The 20355-nt window shown below is 65.3% G+C and carries 23 protein-coding genes; 8 read left to right on the forward strand and 15 right to left on the reverse strand.

Annotated features, from left to right (window positions below):
- Positions 1-54 precede the first annotated feature (54 nt).
- From recJ to DEBA_RS07580, 5 genes are all read left to right on the forward strand, one after another.
- Positions 55-1776 carry a single-stranded-DNA-specific exonuclease RecJ gene (gene recJ, locus DEBA_RS07560; protein ID WP_013258330.1) on the forward strand — a complete coding sequence of 574 codons (1722 nt, stop codon included), beginning with the start codon at positions 55-57 and terminating at the stop codon, positions 1774-1776.
- 64 nt (positions 1777-1840) lie between these two features.
- Positions 1841-2434: a hypothetical protein gene (locus DEBA_RS07565; protein ID WP_013258331.1), complete on the forward strand. Its 594-nt coding sequence runs from the start codon at positions 1841-1843 to the stop codon at positions 2432-2434.
- A 57-nt stretch (positions 2435-2491) separates the two neighbouring features.
- Positions 2492-2938, forward strand: a complete 447-nt coding sequence (locus DEBA_RS07570) for a CoA-binding protein (protein ID WP_013258332.1) — start codon at positions 2492-2494, stop codon at positions 2936-2938.
- Positions 2922-3173, forward strand: a complete 252-nt coding sequence (locus DEBA_RS07575) for a hypothetical protein (RefSeq protein ID WP_013258333.1) — start codon at positions 2922-2924, stop codon at positions 3171-3173. Before DEBA_RS07570 ends, DEBA_RS07575 begins: the two co-directional genes overlap by 17 nt.
- Before the next feature lie 39 nt (positions 3174-3212).
- Positions 3213-3704: an outer membrane protein assembly factor BamD gene (locus DEBA_RS07580; protein ID WP_013258334.1), complete on the forward strand. Its 492-nt coding sequence runs from the start codon at positions 3213-3215 to the stop codon at positions 3702-3704.
- 19 nt (positions 3705-3723) lie between these two features.
- Here the strand turns inward: DEBA_RS07580 and thyX are convergent, their stop codons facing one another.
- From thyX to lexA, 3 genes are all read right to left on the reverse strand, one after another.
- The gene (thyX, locus tag DEBA_RS07585) at positions 3724-4383 is read right to left on the reverse strand and encodes an FAD-dependent thymidylate synthase (protein WP_043814012.1); all 660 of its coding nucleotides are present in this window, start codon (positions 4381-4383) and stop codon (positions 3724-3726) included.
- A gap of 48 nt (positions 4384-4431) precedes the next feature.
- Positions 4432-5643, reverse strand: coding sequence for a hypothetical protein (locus DEBA_RS07590; RefSeq protein ID WP_148227813.1), 1212 nt, complete (start codon positions 5641-5643; stop codon positions 4432-4434).
- A gap of 232 nt (positions 5644-5875) precedes the next feature.
- Positions 5876-6304 (reverse strand): transcriptional repressor LexA, encoded by a 429-nt coding sequence (lexA, locus tag DEBA_RS07595; RefSeq protein WP_013258337.1) that lies wholly within the window; start codon positions 6302-6304, stop codon positions 5876-5878.
- A 112-nt stretch (positions 6305-6416) separates the two neighbouring features.
- Here lexA and DEBA_RS07600 point away from each other — a divergent pair, with 112 nt between their 5' ends.
- Both DEBA_RS07600 and DEBA_RS07605 read left to right on the forward strand, forming a co-directional pair.
- On the forward strand, positions 6417-7250 hold the full coding sequence (locus DEBA_RS07600) for an amidohydrolase family protein (RefSeq protein ID WP_013258338.1): 834 nt from the start codon (positions 6417-6419) through the stop codon (positions 7248-7250).
- 365 nt (positions 7251-7615) lie between these two features.
- Positions 7616-9538: a methyl-accepting chemotaxis protein gene (locus DEBA_RS07605; protein ID WP_013258339.1), complete on the forward strand. Its 1923-nt coding sequence runs from the start codon at positions 7616-7618 to the stop codon at positions 9536-9538.
- Between the two features lie 73 nt (positions 9539-9611).
- On the opposite strand, the gene nuoF is transcribed toward DEBA_RS07605, so the two are convergent.
- From nuoF to cobU, 11 genes are all read right to left on the reverse strand, one after another.
- Entirely contained in the window at positions 9612-11402 is a 1791-nt protein-coding gene (nuoF, locus tag DEBA_RS07610) for an NADH-quinone oxidoreductase subunit NuoF (protein WP_013258340.1), read from the reverse strand.
- 10 nt (positions 11403-11412) lie between these two features.
- Entirely contained in the window at positions 11413-11790 is a 378-nt protein-coding gene (locus DEBA_RS07615; RefSeq protein WP_013258341.1) for a (2Fe-2S) ferredoxin domain-containing protein, read from the reverse strand.
- Positions 11791-11901: 111 nt separating this feature from the next.
- Positions 11902-12450, reverse strand: coding sequence for an ATP-binding protein (locus tag DEBA_RS07620; RefSeq protein WP_013258342.1), 549 nt, complete (start codon positions 12448-12450; stop codon positions 11902-11904).
- 2 nt (positions 12451-12452) lie between these two features.
- Positions 12453-13220, reverse strand: a complete 768-nt coding sequence (locus tag DEBA_RS07625; RefSeq protein ID WP_013258343.1) for a PHP domain-containing protein — start codon at positions 13218-13220, stop codon at positions 12453-12455.
- Positions 13221-13224: 4 nt separating this feature from the next.
- The gene (locus DEBA_RS07630) at positions 13225-14877 is read right to left on the reverse strand and encodes a [Fe-Fe] hydrogenase large subunit C-terminal domain-containing protein (protein WP_013258344.1); all 1653 of its coding nucleotides are present in this window, start codon (positions 14875-14877) and stop codon (positions 13225-13227) included.
- Positions 14878-14926: 49 nt separating this feature from the next.
- On the reverse strand, positions 14927-15355 hold the full coding sequence (locus tag DEBA_RS07635; protein WP_222832048.1) for an ATP-binding protein: 429 nt from the start codon (positions 15353-15355) through the stop codon (positions 14927-14929).
- Between the two features lie 34 nt (positions 15356-15389).
- A complete protein-coding gene (locus DEBA_RS07640; protein WP_222832049.1) occupies positions 15390-15698 on the reverse strand; it encodes a transcriptional regulator in 309 nt (102 codons plus the stop codon).
- A gap of 51 nt (positions 15699-15749) precedes the next feature.
- Positions 15750-16256 (reverse strand): NADH-quinone oxidoreductase subunit NuoE family protein, encoded by a 507-nt coding sequence (locus DEBA_RS07645; protein ID WP_013258347.1) that lies wholly within the window; start codon positions 16254-16256, stop codon positions 15750-15752.
- 142 nt (positions 16257-16398) lie between these two features.
- Entirely contained in the window at positions 16399-17136 is a 738-nt protein-coding gene (locus DEBA_RS07650) for an adenosylcobinamide-GDP ribazoletransferase (RefSeq protein ID WP_013258348.1), read from the reverse strand.
- Between the two features lie 10 nt (positions 17137-17146).
- A complete protein-coding gene (gene cobT / locus DEBA_RS07655; RefSeq protein ID WP_013258349.1) occupies positions 17147-18202 on the reverse strand; it encodes a nicotinate-nucleotide--dimethylbenzimidazole phosphoribosyltransferase in 1056 nt (351 codons plus the stop codon).
- On the reverse strand, positions 18195-18758 hold the full coding sequence (gene cobU / locus DEBA_RS07660) for a bifunctional adenosylcobinamide kinase/adenosylcobinamide-phosphate guanylyltransferase (protein WP_013258350.1): 564 nt from the start codon (positions 18756-18758) through the stop codon (positions 18195-18197). The genes cobT and cobU overlap by 8 nt, the downstream gene beginning before the upstream one ends.
- 81 nt (positions 18759-18839) lie before the next feature.
- Between cobU and DEBA_RS07665 the strand changes: the two genes are divergently transcribed.
- A complete protein-coding gene (locus DEBA_RS07665) occupies positions 18840-19190 on the forward strand; it encodes a DVU0772 family protein (RefSeq protein WP_013258351.1) in 351 nt (116 codons plus the stop codon).
- Positions 19191-19203: 13 nt separating this feature from the next.
- On the opposite strand, the gene DEBA_RS07670 is transcribed toward DEBA_RS07665, so the two are convergent.
- Complete coding sequence (locus tag DEBA_RS07670) at positions 19204-20163, reverse strand: glycosyltransferase family 2 protein (protein WP_013258352.1); 960 nt, start codon at positions 20161-20163, stop codon at positions 19204-19206.
- Positions 20164-20355 lie beyond the last annotated feature (192 nt).

The following is a 20355-nucleotide window of genomic DNA, read 5'->3' on the forward strand; positions in this document are numbered from 1 at the left end:
ACACCACAATATAATGCGCTTGACGTCTTCGGGGCCGGCTTATATAGTGCCGACATGATCGACACCCTGCCCGAAAAAAAATGGCGCGTGCGCAACCAATCGCCGAGCGAGGCCGCCCGGCTGGCCCGTGAGCTTGGCCTGCCGCCGCTGGCCGGCCAGTTGTTGTGCAATCGTGGTCTGGTGGACGCGGCGTCCGCCCGCGATTTTCTGCGGCCGCGCCTGGCCGATCTGCCCGGGCCGGATGGCTTTCAGGGCATGGGCAAGGCCGCGAGCCTGGTGGCCGAGGCCGTGCAAGCTGGCCAAGTGATCGGCGTGGCCGGTGATTACGACGCCGACGGCGTGACGGCCACGGCCCTGCTGGTCGATTTTCTGCGCCAATGCGGCGGCAAGGTGGTCTGGGATCTGCCCCACCGCCTCAGCGAAGGCTATGGCTTCTTGCCGCCCAGGGCCCAACGCCTGGCCCAGGCCGGGGCGCGCCTGGTGATCACCGTCGATTGCGGCGTCTCCGATATCGACGGCGTCGGCGCGGCCAAGGAGTTGGGCCTTACCGTGATCGTCACCGATCACCACCAACTGCCGCCCGGCGTGGCCGCGCCGGCCGACGCCATGGTCAACCCCCAACAAGACGCCTGCGCCTTGGCCAAGCACCTGGCCGGCGTTGGCGTGGCCTTTTACCTGGCCGCCGCCTGCCGGGCCGAGCTGCGGGCCAGGGGCTGGTTCGCCACGCGCCCCGCGCCAAATCTGCGCCAAAGCCTGGACTTGGTGGCCGTGGGCACCTGCGCCGACGTGGTGCCGCTGGTCGGCCACAACCGCATTTTGGTTCGCGAGGGCCTGCTGGTGCTGAATCAGGGCGGCCGGCGAGGTCTGCGAGCCCTGGCCGACGCCTCCGGGGCGCGCGGCCCGCTGGACGCCAAGGATCTGGCCTTTGCCTTGGCCCCGCGCATCAACGCCGCTGGCCGGATCGATCATCCGGCCCAGGCCCTGGAGCTTCTGCTCTGCCAAGACGAGCCCCAGGCCGCCCAACGGGCCCGCCTGCTCGATCAGCTCAACCAACAGCGCCGGGCCATCGAGCAGGAAATGCTCGGCCAGGCCCTGGAGGACGTGGCCAGCGAGCCACGCCATCAGCGGGCGCGGTTGTTGGTGTTGGGCCGCGCGGGTTGGCACCGTGGGGTGCTGGGCATCGTGGCCAGCCGGGTGGTGGAGGCCACCGGCAAACCGGCGCTTTTGTTTGCCATCGAAAACGGCACGGCCGTGGGCTCGGGCCGTTCGGTGGAGGGCTTTCATCTGCAAAGGGCCTTGGTGGGGGTCAAACATTTGCTGCAACACTTCGGCGGCCACGCTCAGGCCGCCGGCATGACCACGGCCACGGCCAATCTGCCCGAGTTGTGGCGTCAACTCGACCAGGCCGCCCAGGCCGCCCTGCCGCCCGGTGAGGGCGCGGCGTCGCTGGAGTTGGAGACGGCCGCCCACGTCAGCCAGCTTGGCCCGGGCCTGGTGGATTTTCTGGCCGACTTGGCTCCCCACGGCCAGGCCAACCCCGAACCGCTGCTTTTGGTCGAAGGGGCGACGGTGCTGAGCGCCTCCAGCGTGGGCCGTGGGCATCTGCGCCTGCTGTTGGGCGGGGCGGCCGCGCCGCTGCCGGCGTTCTGGCTTGGCCACGGCGAACTGGCCGCCGACATTGGCGGGCCGCTCAGCCTGGCCTGCCAGCCGCGCGTCTCGACTTACGGCGGCAGACATCTGGAGCTTTTCATTCACGATCTGCGGCCCGGCGTCTGAGCCGGCCGCCCATTGGCGCGGCCTTTCCCTGGCCCGCCGCCGTGCGCTCGGCCACAATGGCCCCATGAATGATCCGCGCGTCGAAATCATCAAAACCGTGGGAACGGCCCGATTTTTTGGCCGGCGACTGCGGCCGCTGCAGTGGCGGCCGTTGCTTGGCCGCGAGGCGGGCCATGCCGTCCAGGCCCTGGCCATCCTGGAGGCGGCCGGGCTGTTCTGGCGTGGCCTCGCCTGGCCAGACGGTCGTGCGGCCGACGAGCGGAGCGCGCCGGGCGACCTGCCGGCCGTGTTGGGGCTGGAGTTGGCCTCGTTGTGCCGCGCGCCTTGGCTCGATGACGATGACCGCGATGATTTGCTCAGCCTGGATAAGCACTTGCGCTCGGCGCGCGATTATCCCCAATTGTCGTGCGCCGCTTGCGCCCAGCAACGGGCCGCTGGCGAGGACGCGGCCGATTGCCGGGGCTGCCCCCATCAGCCACCGCCGGACGCGGCCCTGGCCGCCCTGGAGTTCGTCTCGCTGTTGGCCGACCTGCCAAAGGAACTGCGCGCGGTGACGTTGGCCGCAGCCGGCGCTTGCGCCGACCCAGCCCGGCCGTGGGCGCTGCCGGCCCAATTGGCGTTGATCCATCGCTATCGGCGAGGCGAGGAGCGGCGTTGAAAATCGACTCGACCATTGTTAGCCGTGCTATGATAAAGAACTCGCAGGGGAGGGGCCATGTTCGGGGCAATCGGTCGGCGGCTCGACGACGAGGAAATGCGCCGTATCTTGGCGCAATGCAAGGCGATCGCCATCGTTGGGCTGTCGCCGAGGGCCGAGCGCGACAGCAACATGGTCGCCCGCTATCTGCAAGGGGCCGGATACCAGATCATCCCGATCAATCCGGCCGAGGAAAGCATTCTGGGCCAACGCTGCTACCCCGACTTGCTATCCGTGCCACAACACATCGATATTGTTGATGTGTTTCGTCGGCCAGACGCCGTTGGCCCCATCGCCAGCCAGGCCGTGGCTTGCGGCGCTGGAGCTCTTTGGCTGCAGCTGGGCGTGAGCAACCAGCCGGCCGAGGACCAGGCCCGAGCGGCCGGCTTGGCGGTTATCAGCGACAGTTGCATCAAGGTCGAACACATGCGTTTGCTTGGTCGGGCCAATGATGCGCTATTATGACAAAGATCGGCCCGGCCCACGGCAAGGGCCCCAGGCGACGGGTTTCTGGCGTCGGGCGCGCCTGCGGGCGCGGGCGATCCTGTTTGGTCGGGTCTCGCGGGAGATGGTCTTGTGGCTGGGCGCGGCGTTGATCGTCCTGGCCTTGGCCCTGGCCCTGCTGGGGTTGAGCAATCTGGCCGGCGGGCGCTACCAGCCGGTGCACGACCCGGCCGCGCAGATGATGATTCGGCGCTAATTGTTAATCATCGCCGAAATGGCTGCCGATAGGTTGATCATGAAAACAATGCTACGCCTCAGCATCGCTTCGTTGTTTTGCTTGGCCGCGCTGCTCGCCGGCTGCGCCGACGGGACCACGCCCATCACCACCAGGGCCATTGAGGAGCGCTACCTGGGCATGGGCGAAGCGGTGCGCATGTACGAATACGGCGAGTTGTTGTTGGCCGATGGCCGCTACAAAGAGGCCTACACCGCTTTTTTGAGCGCCGAGCAAAACGCCTACACCAGCGACCTGCGTGAGGCCGCCCGCAAGCGCCGCATGTGGCTGGGCGAATCGATAAAGGCCATGGAGGCTGGCGGCCAGCCCTTGCCGCCGCCGGCGGACCTGGGCGAAAAACCCGATTTGCGCGCCGCCGCGCCCCAGAGGCCGTCCACATCGCCGTCCACGACCATGCTGGAGCCGCCCCTGGAAAGCCAGCAACTCTTGCCGGGCCTTCGCCCCGGCGACCCGCCGATCATCATCCCCGCCGCGCCAGCCAGCCCGCGCTGAGGCGTGCCGCGCGTCAGGTTCAGGCGTTGAGCGCCGCCTTGACGTCGGGCCTGTATTTTTCGTGGATGTCGTCGAAGGCCACGGGGACGCGGTCTTTCAGTTCGGCCAGCAACGGCAGCATGACCTGCCTGATCTGGGGGTGCGACGGCTTTCCGCAGCGCAGATCCAGCACGTGCCGCCACTCGCGCAGATTGGCCGTCATCACCACTTCGGTTTTCAGGCTGTTGGGCAGGACGCTACGCGCCTCCTGAGGTTTGGCGCCCATGGTCAACAGCGTCAGGTAGGCCGCCTCGGCTTGTCGCATGGACTGGAGCCACAATCCGTAGGCCTCGGAGTCCTCCGGCCAGAAAGGCGGCTTGATCACCGTGATTTCGTTGCCGAACTTGTCTTTGGCGTAATTGGCGTAACGGGTGCTTTCCTGGCTGAAGGAGGCCAGGCGATGCCGCACCAACTCGTGGGATACGCCGCGATCGCAGACAAAGCGCACCGTGCAACTGGAGTGCTCCAGCACGCTGTGGTGCTTGGACGCAATGATGCGACCGACAAAGGCGTCGGCCGAGTCGGCGGACATCATGTCTTCGGATTTGTAACAGGTGCGCCCGGCCAGCTCGATGAGTTTGAGCACGGACGCGCCGTCGGGCAGGCTGAGAATCTGGTGGTAGGGCTCGATAATCCTCATTGGCGCTTTCAAGCGGCGGGCCGTCATCCTTGGCGGCCCGCCACCCGGCTACTGACGCGTGGTCAGATAATTTTTCACCGCTGGCGAATCAAGCTGGACCAGCATGTCTTTCATTGCCGGCCATTGCCGGCCGATGGCCTTGTCGGCGATCTCCAGCATCATGCTTTGCAGCAGGGGATCGCCTTTGAGCTTTTGCACCAGGGCGTCGGCCACCTGCCCCCGAATCCGGGTCGCGTCGGCGGATTCGGCCGTCGCGGCTGACCGGGCGCCGGGCCCCTGTTTGGTTTTGGACCTGAGCGGCGGCAGCATGGCGCTGGCGGCGAACTCCAGAATGGTCCTGTCCATCTCGTCGATGGCCATGTCGGTGAACAAGCTGGTGTCGTCGAGCAACCGCCTGACTTGTTCGGGGGTCAGGCGCTGGCTGGCCGGCATTTCCTCGGCATCGTCGAAGCCCAGAATCCTGGCGCGGTATTGGTTGAACAAGTTGGCCCTGACTTCGTCGTCAAACAATTCGTCGTGCAGCAGCTTGACTTCACTGGCGGTGTAGGTGACAGGCCTGACCAGCGACAAAAGCTCGATGGCCGCGTCGGCCTTGGCCTGGAGAGTGTTCTTTTGCCTGGCGACCCTCTGGGCCATGGCGATGCGGCGATACTCGGGAACCAGCTTCCACGAGGGATCGCGGGCGATCATGTCGGCCAGATCGGCTATCGCCTTGGCGCCCTGGGCCTTGCCCACCGCCACGCCGTAATAGCCGAAACCGTCGCCGCCCTCGAACAGCTCCCGCTGGCTGACCGCACCGAGCTTGATGCGGGTCTGGTAGCTGCGTTTGACGATCAGCAGGGTTTGTCCTTTGTCGATCAGGAAGACGTCGGCCTGCAAGGAAGTGACGATGTTGGTGCTGGGCATGACATAGCCGCCCATGTCGACTTGGCCCTTGGTGGCCACGTTGGTGGCGGCATAAACTGGCAACAGAGCCCCGTTGGCGAGGACTTGCGGCACCCGATAGGCATTGGAGCCGGCCTCCTCGATGCCGAAAGCGTTGACCACGACCTTGAGGCTAAGCGGAGCGCTTTCGTCGTTGGACACCGACGCCGAAGGCAGGTCGGCGAACAGCTTGGTGGCCGCCAAATCGGCGCGGAGTTGGCTGGTGATTTCCGGCGCGAAAATGCGGACGTTGTAATTGGGCGCTTCCCACGTGCCTTCTTCCCAGGTGCGCTTGTCGATCACCGTGGGCATTTCGGTCGCCGCGTCGATGCTCATTACCGGGCCGCGCAGGGGGTCGCGGGCCTCGCGCTGTATCTTCAGGTACGCGCAGCCAGTCGACGCAAGGGAAATGGCTGCGATGGCCACAATAAAAAACAGCTTTGCCAAGCCGAGCTTCACCGCATCCTCCTACCGTGGATAGAGTTCTGCCCGAGGCTAAACTCAATGCCCCCATCTTGTCAAGAAAGGGTTGCTTGGCCGGGCCAGAAAAGCGATGTCAGCGCCCCGCTCAGTGATGCCGATAGTGGCGGATTAGCCCGGCCACCACGCCAAGCACCCGCACGTCCTCATGCCGCAGGATGATCGGCTCCATGCCCGGGTTGGCTGGTTGAAGCCTGATGTGGTCGCGCTCCAGATAAAATTTCTTCAGCGTCACGTCACTTTGGTTGATCAGCGCCACGACCATTTGCCCGTTTTCGGCCGTTTGACGCTCCTCGACGACGATCACGTCGCCCGGCGCGATGTGTTCGTCGATCATCGACGTGCCGCGCACTTCCAGGGCGAAGGTGCGGAAACGCCCCACCATGTCCTTGGGGATGGCGATGGCGCGCTCCTCGGGCACGGCCTCGATGGGCATGCCCGCGGCCACCACGCCCATAAACGGTATCTCCACATCCTGGATGTCGATTTCCTCGAAACCAATGTCGCACAGACGCATGACGCCCTCCGTTGCTATTTTTGTATAGCATACGTGTGGCTAATATAGCGGTCAAGCGAAAAGCGACTGAATGCTTCTTGTGGAGCCCGCTGAAGGTTGTTATATTTCATGCATGATCATTGATGTGCATACCCATATCTTTCCGCCGGAAGTGATCGCCGATCGCGGCCGCTTCCTGGATGGCGAGCCGGCCTTCGCCGCCATCTACGCCGACCCGCAGGCCCCCATGGTCGATGGCCCCGGCTTGGTGCGAGCCATGGACGCCGACGGTGTGGACGTCTCGTGGGCCATGGGTTTCCCGTGGGTCAAGCGCGAAAACGCCCGCCTGCACAACGACTACCTGGCCCAGGCCGTGGCCGGGAGCGGCGGTCGCCTGCGGGGCATGGCCTGCGTGCGGCCGCCGGCCGACTGGGCCCTGGCCGAGGCCGAACGCGCCCTGGCCGCCGGCCTGCACGGCCTGGGCGAACTGGCCTTCTACGACTCCGACCTGGATAACCAGAGCCTCAACCCGCTCTGCGCCCTCTGCGCCGAGGCCGACAAACCCTTGCTCTTGCACACCAACGAGCCCGTCGGCCACATCTACCCCGGCAAAGCGCCCATGACCTTGGCCGCCCTTTATCGCCTGGTCAAGGACAACCCGCGCACCAAACTCGTCCTGGCCCACATGGCCGGCGGATTGTTCTTTTACGCCCTGCTCAAAAAAGAAGTGAGCGCGGTTTTGGCCAATGTCTGGCTGGACACGGCGGCCAGCCCGTTTTTGTACAAGCCCCGCGCCTATGGTTTGGCCGTCGAACTATTGGGCGCGGACAAATTGCTATATGGTTCCGATTATCCTTTGCTGCGCCTGCCGCGTTACAAAAAAGAATTCAGCGCCCCCGACAGCGGCCTGGACGACTCCACATTGGCGTTGGTTCTGGGCCGCTCGGCCAGTCGTTTGATCGCCTGACTTTTCGCTTTTTTCCCATGCCCGCATCACGGCGCGAGTCATATCGCGTGTCGCTAATTATATCTGTCTTCTATAAAACACATTGGTAAGTTTTAGTCGTAATAAAGGTTGTACGGCTGGCCGGTTTTGCGCGACCTTGGCGAGTGTGGTCGCGCAACGATTTGCCATCACTATCATTCAGCGTTGAATATGAATCGGCGATGGCGTGTGGGAGTTGTCCGATTATTTACTTGAACTAAGGCACAAACAAAATGCTAGCATAATAGTAAAGAGCAATTGGCGTGCGGGCCGCCCCAGTTTTTGTCCGCGCCAACCGCCAAGCGTAACTGCATCTTTGGTTGTTCGTTTCATCAAGGGAGGAACCCATGCAAAAGCGCAGTTTGGCCTTCAAGCTGATTTTCGGCGGGCTGCTTTTGGCGCTTGCGCCAATGGCGTTGGTTGGCGTGTTGGCTGTTTGGAACGCTTCCGACGCCTTGGAAGCGTCAGCCCGCCAGCAGTCCGAAAATTTGGCCGCTTCCATCGCGGCCGCCGTGCAGGAAACCCTGGCCGAGGAAATGAAGTCGGCCGTAGCCACGGCCGCCAACCCGCTGGTGGTGGCCGCCGTCACCGCCGATGGTGAACAGCAAGCCACCAGCGCCAAGGAGGTCAGTAACTGGTTCCAAGCCGCTTTCAAGGACTATTCGTGGCTCTACGAGGCCAATCTGCTGGCCAACGCCCAGGGCCTGTTGATCGCCGACGGCGCCGGCGGCAAGCACTTGGGCGTCAACGTCACCGAACGCGAATACTTCAAGCAGGCCATGGCCGGCAAGGCGTCCATCTCGCCGCCGCTGCGCTCGTTGCTCTCGGGCAAGCCCATCGTGGTCATCGCCGCGCCGGTGTTGGACGGCAACGGCAAGCCGCGCGGCGTGATCATCAACACCATGAAGACCGACAACCTCTCGGCCACCGCCACCAAGGCCCGCGTCGGCCAGACCGGCTATCCCTGGATGATCGACCGCCAGGGCGTGGTGGTGGCCCACCCCGACGCCAAGCACATCCTCGAGACCAACCTGGCCAAGTCGCCGGGCATGGAGGGCATAACCACCAAGATGCTGGCCGGGCAAGACGGCGTGGATACTTATGTTTTCCAGGGATTCGACAAGATCTGTGGTTTCGCGCCGGTGCCCTTGGTGGGCTGGTCGGTGGGCTTTACGCAAAATGTCGATGAATTCCTGGCCCCGGCGCACGCCATCCGCAACCTTGTGCTGGTCATCGCCGGGGTGGTGGCCCTGCTGGTGGGCGTGGGCGTGTTTTTCTTTGCCCGTGGCGTTTCGCGGCCGGTGATGGCCGCGGTGGTGGAGCTCAACGACGGCTCGTCCCAGGTCTCGGTGGCCTCCACCCAACTGGCCAAGGCTGGTCACTCCCTGGCCGAAGGCACCTCCGAGCAGGCCGCCTCGCTGGAGGAATCCTCGGCCAGCCTGGAAGAACTGACATCCATGACCCGCCAGAACGCCGACAACGCCAGCCAGGCCGATAGCCTCATGCGCGAGGTGCACAACATGGCCACCCAGGCCGGCTCGACCATGGCCGAAATGCTGGGCTCGATGAATGACATCTCGTCGGCCGGCATGCAGATCAGCAAGATCATAAAGAGCATCGACGAGATCGCCTTCCAGACCAACCTGCTGGCCCTCAACGCCGCCGTGGAGGCCGCCCGGGCCGGCGAGGCCGGGGCCGGCTTCGCCGTGGTGGCCGACGAGGTGCGCTCCTTGGCCATGCGCGCCGCCGAGGCGGCCAAGAACACCGCCGAGCTGATCACCGGCACGATCGAAAAGATCAACCATGGCACCAACCTGGCCGGCATCATGGACAAGGCCTTCGCCGGCGTCACGGCCAATGCCGGCAAGGTGGCCGAGTTGATCAGCGAGATTTCGGCCGCCTCGCGCGAGCAATCCCAGGGCATCACCCAACTCAACACCGCCGTCGGCGAAATGGACCGCGTCACCCAGACCATCGCCGCCAACGCCGAAGAGTCGGCCTCGGCCGCCGAGGAGCTCAACGCCCAGGCAGCGGCCATGCACGACATCGCCGCCGTCCTCAGCACCATCGTTTCCGGCGGCGTGGCCCAATCGGCGCAACCGGCCCGGCGCATCACGGCCCAGCCCCAGCGCGCGCTGCCCGCGCCCAAGGCCGCCGCGTCGGCCAAGCCGGCCCAGGTCAAGGCCGGCGCCGCGCCCAAGGCCCCGGCCAAGAAGCCAAACCCCAAGACCGAGATTCCCCTCGATGAAAGCGATTTCGTCGATTTCTGAGCCAACGGCCGCGCCAACGCCAAGGGCCCGCCCCCGCGCGGGGACGGGCCCTAAACTTTACTGCGGCCGTCGTCTAGACGATGGCGTCGAATTTACAATTTTCGATGCAGGTCTTGCACTTGATGCACTTGGTCAAGTCGATCTTGGCCGGCTGCTTCTTTTCCCAACTGATGGCCCCCACCGGGCAGGCCTTGAAGCACTGGCCGCATTTTTTGCAGAGCGCCTCGTCCACGCGGAACTCGATGAGGTTGACGCAGGTGCGGGCCGGACATTTTTTGTCGACGATGTGGGCGACATATTCGTCGCGGAAGTAGCGCAGGGTGCTCAGCACCGGGTTGGGGCCGGTCTGGCCCAGGCCGCACAGCGCCGAGTCCTTGATCATCGCCGCCAGTTCCTCCAGCAGATCCAGGTCGCTCATCTCGCCGCGGCCCTCGCAGATCTTTTCCAGGATCTGCAGCATGCGGCGGGTGCCCTCGCGGCAGGGCGTGCATTTGCCGCATGATTCGTCCTGCACGAACTCCATGAAGAAGCGGGCCATGTCGACCATGCAGGTGGAGTCGTCCATGACGATCATGCCGCCCGAGCCCATGATCGCGCCGGCCTTGATGATCTCTTCGTAGTCGCAGGGCAGGTCGAGGTATTGCTCGGGCACGCAGCCACCGGAGGGGCCGCCAAGCTGCACCGCCTTGAATTTGCGATGCTTCTTGGGCATGCCGCCGCCGATGTCGTAGATGATCGTGCGCAGGGACGTGCCCATGGGCACTTCAACCAAGCCGATATTGTTGACGTGGCCGGTCAACGCGAAAACCTTGGTGCCCTTGGAGCCGGCCGTGCCGATACTGGCGTACCAGTCGCCGCCCTTTATGATGATCGGGGCCACGTTGGCCCAGGTCTCGACGTTGTTGAGCACGGTGGGCTTGTCGTAGAGGCCCTTGACGGCCGGGAAGGGCGGCCGGGGGCGAGGCATGCCGCGCTTGCCCTCGATGGAGCGCATGAGGGCGGTTTCCTCGCCACAGACGAAAGCGCCAGCGCCCTGGTAGATCTGCAAGTTGAAGCTGAAGCCGGTGTCGAGGATGTTGTCGCCGAGCAAGCCGTATTCGGTGGCTTTTTCGATGGCCAGCTTCAGGCGCTCGATGGCCAGCGGATACTCGGCCCGACAGTAGACAAAGCCGTGATGGGCCCCGATGGCCTTGGCCGCGATGGTCATGCCCTCGATCACCGAGTGGGGGTCGGCCTCCAGGATCGAGCGGTCCATGAACGCGCCGGGGTCGCCCTCGTCGGCGTTGCACAGGACGTATTTGATCTCGCCTGGCGTGCGCTGACAGAACTCCCACTTCAGGCCGGTGGGGAAGCCGCCGCCGCCACGGCCGCGCAGGCCGGACTTTTTGACCTCGTTGACGATATCCTGGGGCGACATCTCGGTGAGGGCCTTGGCCAGGGCGCGATAGCCATCGCGGGCGATATATTCGTCGATGCTTTCGGCGTCCAAAAGGCCGCGGTTGCGCAGGGCGATGAGCTGCTGGTGGGCGAAGAACGGGATGTCCTTCATGTCGGGGATGATGTCCTTGGAGGCCGGCTCCTTGTACATCAGCCGCTCGACCGGGCGACCTTTGAGGAAGTGTTCCTGGACCAGCTCGGGCACATCGTCGATGGTCAGCGATACATAGAACGTGCCGCCGGGGTAGACCACCGCCACCGGGCCCATGGCGCAAAAACCGTTACAGCCGGTTTCGACCACGGCCACTTCGTCGGCCAGGCCCTGCTTTTTGATCTCGTTTTGCAAGGCCGTGCGCACGTCGGCGCTGCCGGCGGCGTGACAGCCGGTGCCGCCGCAGATCAGAAGATGTTGTCTGAATCTTTTCATGGGTAAGCCCTTACTGCTCGGAGCCCTTGGCCAGCGCCCACTGGGTCTGCACTTCGCCCTCGACGGCGTGGCGGTTGAAAATCTGGCGCATCTTGGCGTTGTCGACGAAGACGTATTTGATCGGCTCTTCGTTGAGGCGCTCGACGGTGATCATGGGCTCCTGGCTACACAGCCCGGCGCAGCCGCTGGTGGTGATGATGATGTCGGTGCGGCCGGATTTGTCCAGTTCGTCCATGGCGGCGTTGAGGACATCGCGCGCGCCGCTGGCGATGCCACATGTCCCCATATGAACGGTGATTTTTACTTGCGCGCCGTCTTCACGCAGATTGATCTGCTCGTGAACCCGGTCGCGGATCTTGGCCAGGTCGCTAATTTTGAGTTTTGCCATGGGTATAATTCTCCCCTTCACGGCGTTGGGGGTGATGACTAGTTTGGGAATATAACAACAGAATCTCCCACTGTCCACGACTTTTAACGCCGGTTTCAGGGTGATTCACGTTCAGGCCGTTGAGCCCAATTCATCAAGGGCCCCGCGCACCTGTGGCCGAAGCAAATTGACCACGGCGGGGCTTTGCAGGGCCTCGGGGCCAAGCTCCCGGCGCAGTTCGCGGGTGTCCATCTCGAAATCGTTTTCGCCCACCCTGTGCCGATAAACAAACTCCACCCCCGGCCGCGACATGATCAGCCCCAGCAGCGTGCCCGGCCAGTCGCCCAGAGGTTGGCGGTCGATGTGGCCCAACTGAAACCAAAAGTGCAACCGTGTCCCCACGCCCGGCGCGCTGGAAAGCTCCATGCCGCCGCCCCAGGCCTCGGCGTTGGCCTTGATCAGGCTCAGCCCCAGGCCGATGCGGCGGGTCGTGCGCGTGGTGAAAAAAGGATCACTGGCCCGGGCCAGGGTCTGGGCGTCCATGCCCTTGCCGTTGTCGTTGATCGTCACCGTCATGCGATCGGCCAGCGGTTGCTCATCGATGTCGATCTCGACCAGGTTGGCCCCGGCGTTGAGCGAGTTTTCCACCAAATCCAGCAGGTGCAAGGACAGGTCTTCCACGTTCAGGCGCCTCCTTCCCGGCGGCCGTGACCCAACACGCGCCGTCCCCCTTGACCGGCCAGGGCCAGGGCCAGTTCGGCCAGGCAGGGCCGGGCCAGTTCCAGCTCGGTCCAGGCCGCGCCCACGTCGCGCAGAAAATGGGCGTCGCTGGATGTGAGCACCGGCAGGCGCGCGCCCATCAGCCAGCGGTCGGCCTGAGCCGGGTCGCCCGCCCGCGAGATCTCCACGGCGTCCAGGGGCAGATCGGGCGGGATCAGGCCCAACTGGCCCACCAGGCTGTAGGACGGCCGGTCGATGTGGGCCGCCACCAGCAACCCGCCCAGTTCATGCGTGCGGCGCGCCACCTCCGAAACGGCCAGGTCGGTGGCCCCGATCAACAGGCGGGGGTTGAAGTACTCCACTTCGTCGTCGGCGTTGGCCACGATCTGCATGCCAAAGATGTCGGGGTCGTTGGGCTCTTTTTGCAGGTGATCAAAGACCATGGCCTGCATGGTCAGGGCGGCCTTCAGGTCATCGAACAGGGTCAGCACGTGGGCCTCCTCGGCGGTGGTGACCTCCAGGCCGGCCAGCACGTGGGGCGCCGACGGGCCCAGCCGGCGGGCGGCCACCAGGGCGGCGGCGACGTTTTCGGCGCTGTTGTGGTCGCAGATGGCGATCAGCCCCAGGCCCAACTCGGCGGCGCGGCCCACCACCGCCGCCGGCGTGACGTCGAAGTCTCCGCAGGGGCTCAGGCAGGTGTGCAGATGCAGGTCGGCCCGGACGGCGCGCACGGCCCTAGGCCTGCCCGCGCAGGCCGATCTCGCTCAGGCGGCTGGCCAGGCTGTAGGCGTCCAGTTCCGAGCGCAAAAGCGGCAAGCCCTCCTCGGCGGCCTTGGCCAGGGTGTCGTCGTTTGGCCGGCGGCCGCCCACCAGGCAGACCGCGGCCAGATCCTTGAGCACCGCCACGGCGGCCACGTTCTGGTGAGTCTGCACGGTGAGCCAAAGACACTCGGCCGGGGCCTTGGCCATCACGTCGGAAAGCAGGTCGGAGACATATCCGGCCGAGACCCGGCGGCCCAGGCCACCCGCGCCGGCCAGCACCTCCAGGCCGAGTTTGTCAACGATGTCCTTCACGGTCACGGTGTCCTCCCGGTCGGAGCCACGCGTTTCCCCCGAAGGCATGGGCTTGATGTAGGGGCACGAGCCCTCCTGGGCCCGGCCCAGGGCCACGTCCTCGGCGAAAGTGTGGCAGTTTGGCGCGCCGCAGACGCCGCATTCCAGCATCGGCAGGCGCGATTTGATCTCTTGAATCTGCTGGACTTTCTGCAAGGCCTCCAGGGGATCGGGGGCCAGAGGCGGCAAGGGGTGGGGCAACAGCTTGGTTTCCCAACCAAAAGCGCCCAGGCGGCACAATTCGCGAATCTTGTCCCGGTCGACATCGGAGTGAAGGCCGAAGCGCTTGATGAACGAATCCTTGACGCTGGCGGCGCGGTAGCGGTTCTCGACCGTCAACGGCCCGCCCAGGCAACCGCCGGCGCAGATGTGAGCCTCGACGAAGCTCAACTCGGGAAAGCGGCCGGCTTCGAGCATCTCGAGCATGTTGACGACTTCGCTGAAGCCGCTGACCGACAGCGAATAGTCGCAATCGACCGAGTTGACCTGGCCGCCCGCCCCGGCCCAGGCGATGCCCACGCCCGAGGCGCGCTGGATGCGCTGGGAGTCGTCCTTCAGCCGCGGCAAGGCGTGGAGGATGTGGCCGTAGATCTCGGAGGCGCAGATGATGCCGTCCACGTAGGGCCGTTTGACTGAAAGCGGATCCTCCACCGTGGGCCGGATAGCCACGCACGGCGAAATAATGAACACGCCGACGCTTTTGATGTCCCAGCCCCGCTCGATGGACGTGCGCGTCTTGATCCACTTGGCGGCAAGGGTCTGGGGCGAAAGCAGGGGCATGACGTTTGGCACCAGGCTGGGAAAGCGCATGGCGATAAGGCGCACCACCGCCGGGCAGGTGGGGCTGATGCCCGGCCGCGTTTCGGGGTGGGTTTGCAGATATTCCGTCATGGCCGTGGCCACCATTTCGGCGGTCCAGCAGGTGTCGACCACTTCCTCGAAGCCCAACGCGCGCAGGGCAAGCATGACCTGGTTTGGCGTGACCTTGTAGCCGAATTGGGCGAACAACGCCGGGCTGGGCACGGCCACCGGGTGGGCGAAGTCCTTGATGCGCTTGAGGCTGCTGCTGATGGGCTCGATAGCGTCGGCCGGGCAGACGCGGTAGCAGGCCCCGCAGGCCACGCAATGGTCGAAACGGATGACCGCCTTGCCGTCATGCACGCGGATGGCCTGATTGGGGCAGGCCTTCATGCACAGCACGCAACCGGTGCATTTTTCGGGCAGGATGCGCAGGGCGTGGATGGGCCTGTTATGTGCGCTGACTGCTTGGTTCAACTATAGACCGCCCATAACCCGTTGGCCGCCGGCGGCGGCGCATCGTGGATCAGTTACATATGTCGATCTCGACGTTGACGCTGGTGCCGCCGCCAATGGCGGTGTGGATGTCCAAGCGGTCGCTGTTGCGTTTGATGTTGGGCAGGCCCATGCCCGCGCCGAAGCCCATCTCGCGCATCTCGTGGGTGGCGGTGGACCAGCCCTCGGTCATGGCCAACTCCAGGTTGGGGATGCCAGGACCGTGGTCTTGCGTCTCCACGCGGATCTTGGTCGGCGAGACGTAGAGGCGCACCTCGCCGCCAGCCTCGCCGCCGTACATCACCACGTTCATCTCGGCCTCGAAGGCGGCGATGGCCGCCCGTCGCAGCACCTGGGACGGCAGGCCGATGCCCTTGAGCAGCTTCTTGACCATGATCGAGACGGACCCGGCCGAAGCGAAATCGCCGCCCTTGATGGGGAAAGTCTGGACCAGCTTCAAGTTTTCGTTCGTCGCCGCCTGGGCCATCCGCGCGCTACCTGCATCCTTTGACGCCACTTTGGAAAAGTCGGCCGCTGGCCTCGAACATCGAATAATTACACGCCAAAAGCGGCAGATTAAACTGCTCGGCCAACTCGATGACCTGCTGGCCCGGCACCTTGCCGCGGACAAAAAGCACCGCGCAGATGCCCGATATCTCGCAGGTGCGCACCACCTGGATGTTGGTCAGCCCCGTGAGCAACAGCGTGCCTTCGGGCGAAAAGGCCAGCACATCGCTCATCAGGTCGGAGCTGAAAGCTCGGCCAATGTCGATGTCCAGCCAACGCCGGCCGCTGAGAACCACGGCGTCCAGCAGGGGGACTATATCGCGCAGCAGAATGTTCCCGCTCCGACGCTATTGATAGCGCTCGACCAGGTTGATCACGCTGTCGGCCATGATCTTGCGGTGGGTGTCTTCGTTGATCACCACCACCGGGGCCACGCCGCAGGCGCCCAGACAGCGCACGCCCTCGACCGTGAAACGACGGTCCTCGGTGGTGCCGTCGGCGTTGAGGGTCAGGTGCTGTGTCAGGCGATCCATGGTTTCCTTGCCGCCGCGCACGTAACAGGCCGTGCCCAGGCAGACGCGCACCACGTTGCGGCCGCGCGGCTTCATGGTGAAGAAAGAGTAGAACGTGGCCACGCCAAAGACCTCGTGGCCGGCCATGCCCAAACCGTCGGCGATGCGCTGTTGGACGGCCTCCGGCAGGTAACCCACCACGCCCTGACAGGCCTGCAGCACCGGGATCAGCGCGCCTGGCTTGCCGCGATAATCGGCGCAGATCTGGTCGATCTTGGTCAGCATTTCGGGCGTGACGTCGGCGGGCATTTCGGTGTAGGCGGATTTTTCGGCCAGACTCATGGTGCGCTCCCTTACGCTAAAGGCCCAAGCGGCGGGCTATTTGACGGCCAAGACGCCACGCGCGAGTCGTCGCGCCCCGGTCGAATGCAAGTCTCTGATTAGGGCTTTTATTAACACAAGTTACAAGCCCTGACAAGGTCTTTCAGAAAACGCCCACGGCCAGCAGCGCCGACAGCTCGCATAGCTCCACCGAGGCGCCAAGCGTGTCGCCGGTATAGCCGCCCAAACGCCGCCGATACCACAGGCCCAGGCCCCAGCCGGCCGCCAGCACGGCCAGCGCCGCCAGCGCGCCGGCCGGCCCGGCCGCGATCAGGGCGATGGCCAGGGCCGAGGCCCCGCAGGCGAACTCGCGGCCCAGGCCGGGGCCGCCGGCCACCGCCGCGCCCAGGCCCTTGTCGCCCCGGGCCGGCGGCAGCATTCCGCTGATGAACACCGGCGCGACTCTGGCCAGGGCCGGTGCGGCCACCAGCGCCCCGGGCAACGCGGCCCCTTCCAGCGAGGCCAGCGCGGCGAATTTCAGCAAGAGCACGCCCGAAACCGCCGCCACGGCGAACGAGCCGGCGTGGGTGTCCTTCATGATCTCCAGGGCGCGTCCACGATCGGCGGTGGTGCCCAGGGCGTCGGCGGTGTCGGCCACGCCGTCAAGGTGCAACAACCGCGTCAGCAGGCCCCACAAGGCCACCAGCAGCCCGGCCACGGCCAGCGCCGGCAGGCCCATGGCCCGCAGCAGCAGAGCCGCGCCGGCCAGGGCCAGGCCCAGCAAGCCGCCGACCACGCCGTACCAGGCTCGGCTGCGCGCGAAATCATCGGCGTCGGCGGCCAGGTCGCGGCTGGGCATGGCCACGGTCAAAAATTGCAGGGCCAGCAAAAAGGCCTTCATCGACCCGTTCCTAATGGCCGGTGACGCCGGCCTCGGCAAAGGTGGCCATTTCGGAATAGATGGCCACGGCCGCGCGCAGCACGTTCATGGCCACGGCCGCGCCGGTGCCTTCGCCCAAGCGCATCTCCAGCGTCAGGATCGGCCGCAGGCCCAGCTTTTCCAGTTGGGCGCGGTGGCCGATCTCCACCGAGCCGTGGCCCGAGAAGCAATAATCAATGGCCGTGGGGCACAGGCCGCCGGCCACCAGGGCCGCGGTGGTGCTGATGAAGCCGTCGAGCATCACCGGCACGCCCCGGGCCGCCGCCTCCAAAATGTAGCCGCACATGGCCGCAATCTCCAGGCCGCCCACCTTGCACAGCACTTCCAAGGGGTTGGCCGGGTCGGGCTTGTTGACGTCCAGGGCGGTTTTCAGCGCGGCCAGCTTGCGCGAAAGCCCCGCGTCGTCGACGCCCGTGCCCCGGCCCATGACCTGCTCGGGCCGCAGGCCGCAGATCACGGCGGTGATGGCCGAGCACGGCGTGGTGTTGCCGATGCCCATCTCGCCGGGGATCAGCAGGTCGTAGCCTTTTTCGATCAGGCGCTGGGCGGTCTGGGCCCCGACGACGATGGCGTCCAGGGCCTGGTTCATGGTCATGACCGGGCCCTTGGTCATGTCGGCGGTGCCGTGGGCCACCTTGGCCTGGATCAGCCCCTGGGCCTGGCTCATGTCGCCGGCCACGCCCACGTCGATGACCCAGACGTCGGCCCCGGCCTGGCGGCAGAGCACGTTGATGCCCGCGCCGCCGGCCAGGAAGTTGTAAATCATCTGCTGGGTCACTTCCTGGGGATAGGCGCTGACCCCGCCGGCGGCCACGCCGTGATCGGCGGCGAATACCGCCGCGGCCGGCTTGGGCTGGGCCAGCTTGGCCGCGCCGCCGCGAATGATGCAGAGCTGTTTGGCGATATCTTCCAGACGGCCCAACGAGCCCTGGGGTTTGGTCAGGCTATCCAGGCGGCGTTGGGCCTCCTGGCCGATGGCGTAGTCGGGCAATTTGACGCGGTTGATGATGTTTTCGAGTCTATCCACGGGAAAGATCCTCCGGGGTCGAGCCGGCGGGCCGGCCTTTCAGGGCCAGGGCCAGGCCGGCGGCGACGAACAAGACGCGGGGGCAACTGGCGGCCATGGTTTGATGCAGCGCGCCGGCCAGATCCCTGAACCGGCGGGCAAGGGCGTTTTCGGGCACGATGCCCAGGCCCACTTCGTTGGAGACGAACAAGACCTGGCCGCCAAGCTCGCCCAGCAGGCCGGCCAGGGCGTCGAAGCGCTCGATGAGCTGGGCGTCGCCGGCCGGGGTTTGCAGCATGAGGTTGGTCAGCCACAGGCTCAGGCAATCGACCAGAACCAGCCGGTGGTTTCGCGCGGCGGCGCGCAGGGCGTCCTCCAGGGCCAGGGGCTCCTCGATGGTGGTCCAGGCCGGGCCGCGACGTTGGATGTGCTTGGCCACGCGCTGGCGCATCTCGTCGTCCCAGGCCTGGGCCGTGGCGATGTAGGCCGGTCGGGGGCACAGGGCCAGGGCCAGGCGTTCGGCGTAGGCGCTTTTGCCGCTGGATGCTCCGCCCAATATCAGGGTATGCTCGGTCATGGATCAGAGTCTTATAACAAAATCCACCGCCGCGCAACGCCCCAGACCGAGACGCCGGCGGCGGGGAAGGGCGGGCCAGCGTTGCTTTCCTGGCAAGAACTGAAAAACAGCCCCCAGATCATCGGCCTCATCGACTGGGAGATGACCCCGGCCCAGGCCTTCGAGGCCTATCAGATCAAATCCATCGACGCCTGGAAACATCGCGGCCTGGAGGACGTTTATTATTTTTACGTCTCGACCTGGCAAGGCCGGGGCCAGGTGATCCTGGTGCGACGAACCATGGTCGACAGCCAGGAAATCGCCGTGGCCCCGGCCCCCGAGACGCTGGTGGCCGCCTGCCTGGCCGCCGGCGACGGCCAGCAATATCCTCGGGGCCAACTGCCCCTGGACGAAGCCTTGCGCCAGTGGCTGCGCGCCGAACTGGGGCTTTGAGCGGCGGCCGCCGTCATTTGGCGCGGATGGTCTTGCCGATGGCCTGGGGCGGCAGTTGCGTCAAGGGCAGGCACGAGGCGTCGAGTCGGGCCAGGTCTCCCCGATGCAAGACGCGCGCCCGGCCCTTGCCGGCCAGGTAGGCCAGGCGCGGCCGCGCGCGCAAGGGGCGCGGAATCAGCGAGGCCAGGCCGTCTTCCCAAAACACGTTGCCGTGGGGGCAAAGGCCGTGGGCGGACAAAACCTCCTCGGCCCTTTCGCCGGCCTTGGGCAAGACATAAAACACGCATCCACGGTCGGCCAGATTGTAAAGCCTGGCCATTTGCCGGGCGGCCTGGGGGTTGGGCGCGCCGAGGCGTTCTTGGGGCAACCACACGAAACCAAGGCGATAGCCCCAGCGCTCGATGAACATGCGCTCTCCTTCCAAAGCGGTGGCTCGCCACTGGGCGTCGACTATCTTGAAAGTGCGGTTTTGCAGATGAGCCACCAGGGCGTCGCGGGCCACGGCGCTGAAATAGCCCAGATCCTGGGCGCGGCGGCAATAATCGATGTCGGCCCACAAGCCGTAGGGATAGCTTTCGTCCAGGGGCCCCAGGGCCTGGTAGAGCCGGCGGCGCAGCAACAGACAATAGCCGCTGGCGAAGCTGGAGCGCTCCAACTGACCCGCCCATCGCTGGGCCAACCCGGCGGCCAAGCCGTCGTTGGTGCTTCTGGTCCAACCCTGGCTGGTTTCGTGGCGGATCAACACCATGGGCGCGCCGGGCCTTTTGACCTGATTGCCCAGCCAGCGGGCGGTGATCTGGCCCGAACCATCGTCGATGATGATCAGCCGGAAAGGGCTGGCGGTGTTTTTGCGCAGAAGCTCCAGGCAGTCGCAGGTCAGTTCCAGATTGTCGCGCACTGGCATGATGATGTCGCAGACCGGCTCCCGCTGGGGGATGCTGGCCGGCGTCTGTCGTAGAACGCTTTCGCTCATGGTTCGCCTTCGCAAAATACGATTGATGGCAACGTGTTATGGCCCGCTGAGCGGGTCGTTGCCTTACAATCGCTTTGGCGGCGGCGAAGGATACAGGTTGGCTTGAATTATATGCCCCGAAAAAAAAGAAGTAGATAGTAGCCTTTTCGACGCGCCGCTCGGGGTGGCGGCGCGCCCATCTGGGCTTTGGCG

The organism is Desulfarculus baarsii DSM 2075 (assembly GCF_000143965.1).
Classification (GTDB): Bacteria; Desulfobacterota; Desulfarculia; order Desulfarculales; family Desulfarculaceae; genus Desulfarculus; species Desulfarculus baarsii.

Coding starts and splice junctions, on each gene's coding strand:
- DEBA_RS07670 (WP_013258352.1), bottom strand. CDS start 20,163: ATGAGCGAAAGCGTTCTACGACAGACGCCGGCCAGCATCCCCCAGCGG.
- DEBA_RS07570 (WP_013258332.1), top strand. CDS start 2,492: ATGTTCGGGGCAATCGGTCGGCGGCTCGACGACGAGGAAATGCGCCGT.
- recJ (WP_013258330.1), top strand. CDS start 55: ATGATCGACACCCTGCCCGAAAAAAAATGGCGCGTGCGCAACCAATCG.
- DEBA_RS07600 (WP_013258338.1), top strand. CDS start 6,417: ATGATCATTGATGTGCATACCCATATCTTTCCGCCGGAAGTGATCGCC.
- DEBA_RS07605 (WP_013258339.1), top strand. CDS start 7,616: ATGCAAAAGCGCAGTTTGGCCTTCAAGCTGATTTTCGGCGGGCTGCTT.
- cobU (WP_013258350.1), bottom strand. CDS start 18,758: ATGACCGAGCATACCCTGATATTGGGCGGAGCATCCAGCGGCAAAAGC.
- lexA (WP_013258337.1), bottom strand. CDS start 6,304: ATGCGTCTGTGCGACATTGGTTTCGAGGAAATCGACATCCAGGATGTG.
- DEBA_RS07580 (WP_013258334.1), top strand. CDS start 3,213: ATGAAAACAATGCTACGCCTCAGCATCGCTTCGTTGTTTTGCTTGGCC.
- DEBA_RS07615 (WP_013258341.1), bottom strand. CDS start 11,790: ATGGCAAAACTCAAAATTAGCGACCTGGCCAAGATCCGCGACCGGGTT.
- thyX (WP_043814012.1), bottom strand. CDS start 4,383: ATGAGGATTATCGAGCCCTACCACCAGATTCTCAGCCTGCCCGACGGC.
- DEBA_RS07590 (WP_148227813.1), bottom strand. CDS start 5,643: ATGAGCATCGACGCGGCGACCGAAATGCCCACGGTGATCGACAAGCGC.
- DEBA_RS07565 (WP_013258331.1), top strand. CDS start 1,841: ATGAATGATCCGCGCGTCGAAATCATCAAAACCGTGGGAACGGCCCGA.
- DEBA_RS07650 (WP_013258348.1), bottom strand. CDS start 17,136: ATGAAGGCCTTTTTGCTGGCCCTGCAATTTTTGACCGTGGCCATGCCC.
- DEBA_RS07645 (WP_013258347.1), bottom strand. CDS start 16,256: ATGAGTCTGGCCGAAAAATCCGCCTACACCGAAATGCCCGCCGACGTC.
- DEBA_RS07575 (WP_013258333.1), top strand. CDS start 2,922: ATGATGCGCTATTATGACAAAGATCGGCCCGGCCCACGGCAAGGGCCC.
- nuoF (WP_013258340.1), bottom strand. CDS start 11,402: ATGAAAAGATTCAGACAACATCTTCTGATCTGCGGCGGCACCGGCTGT.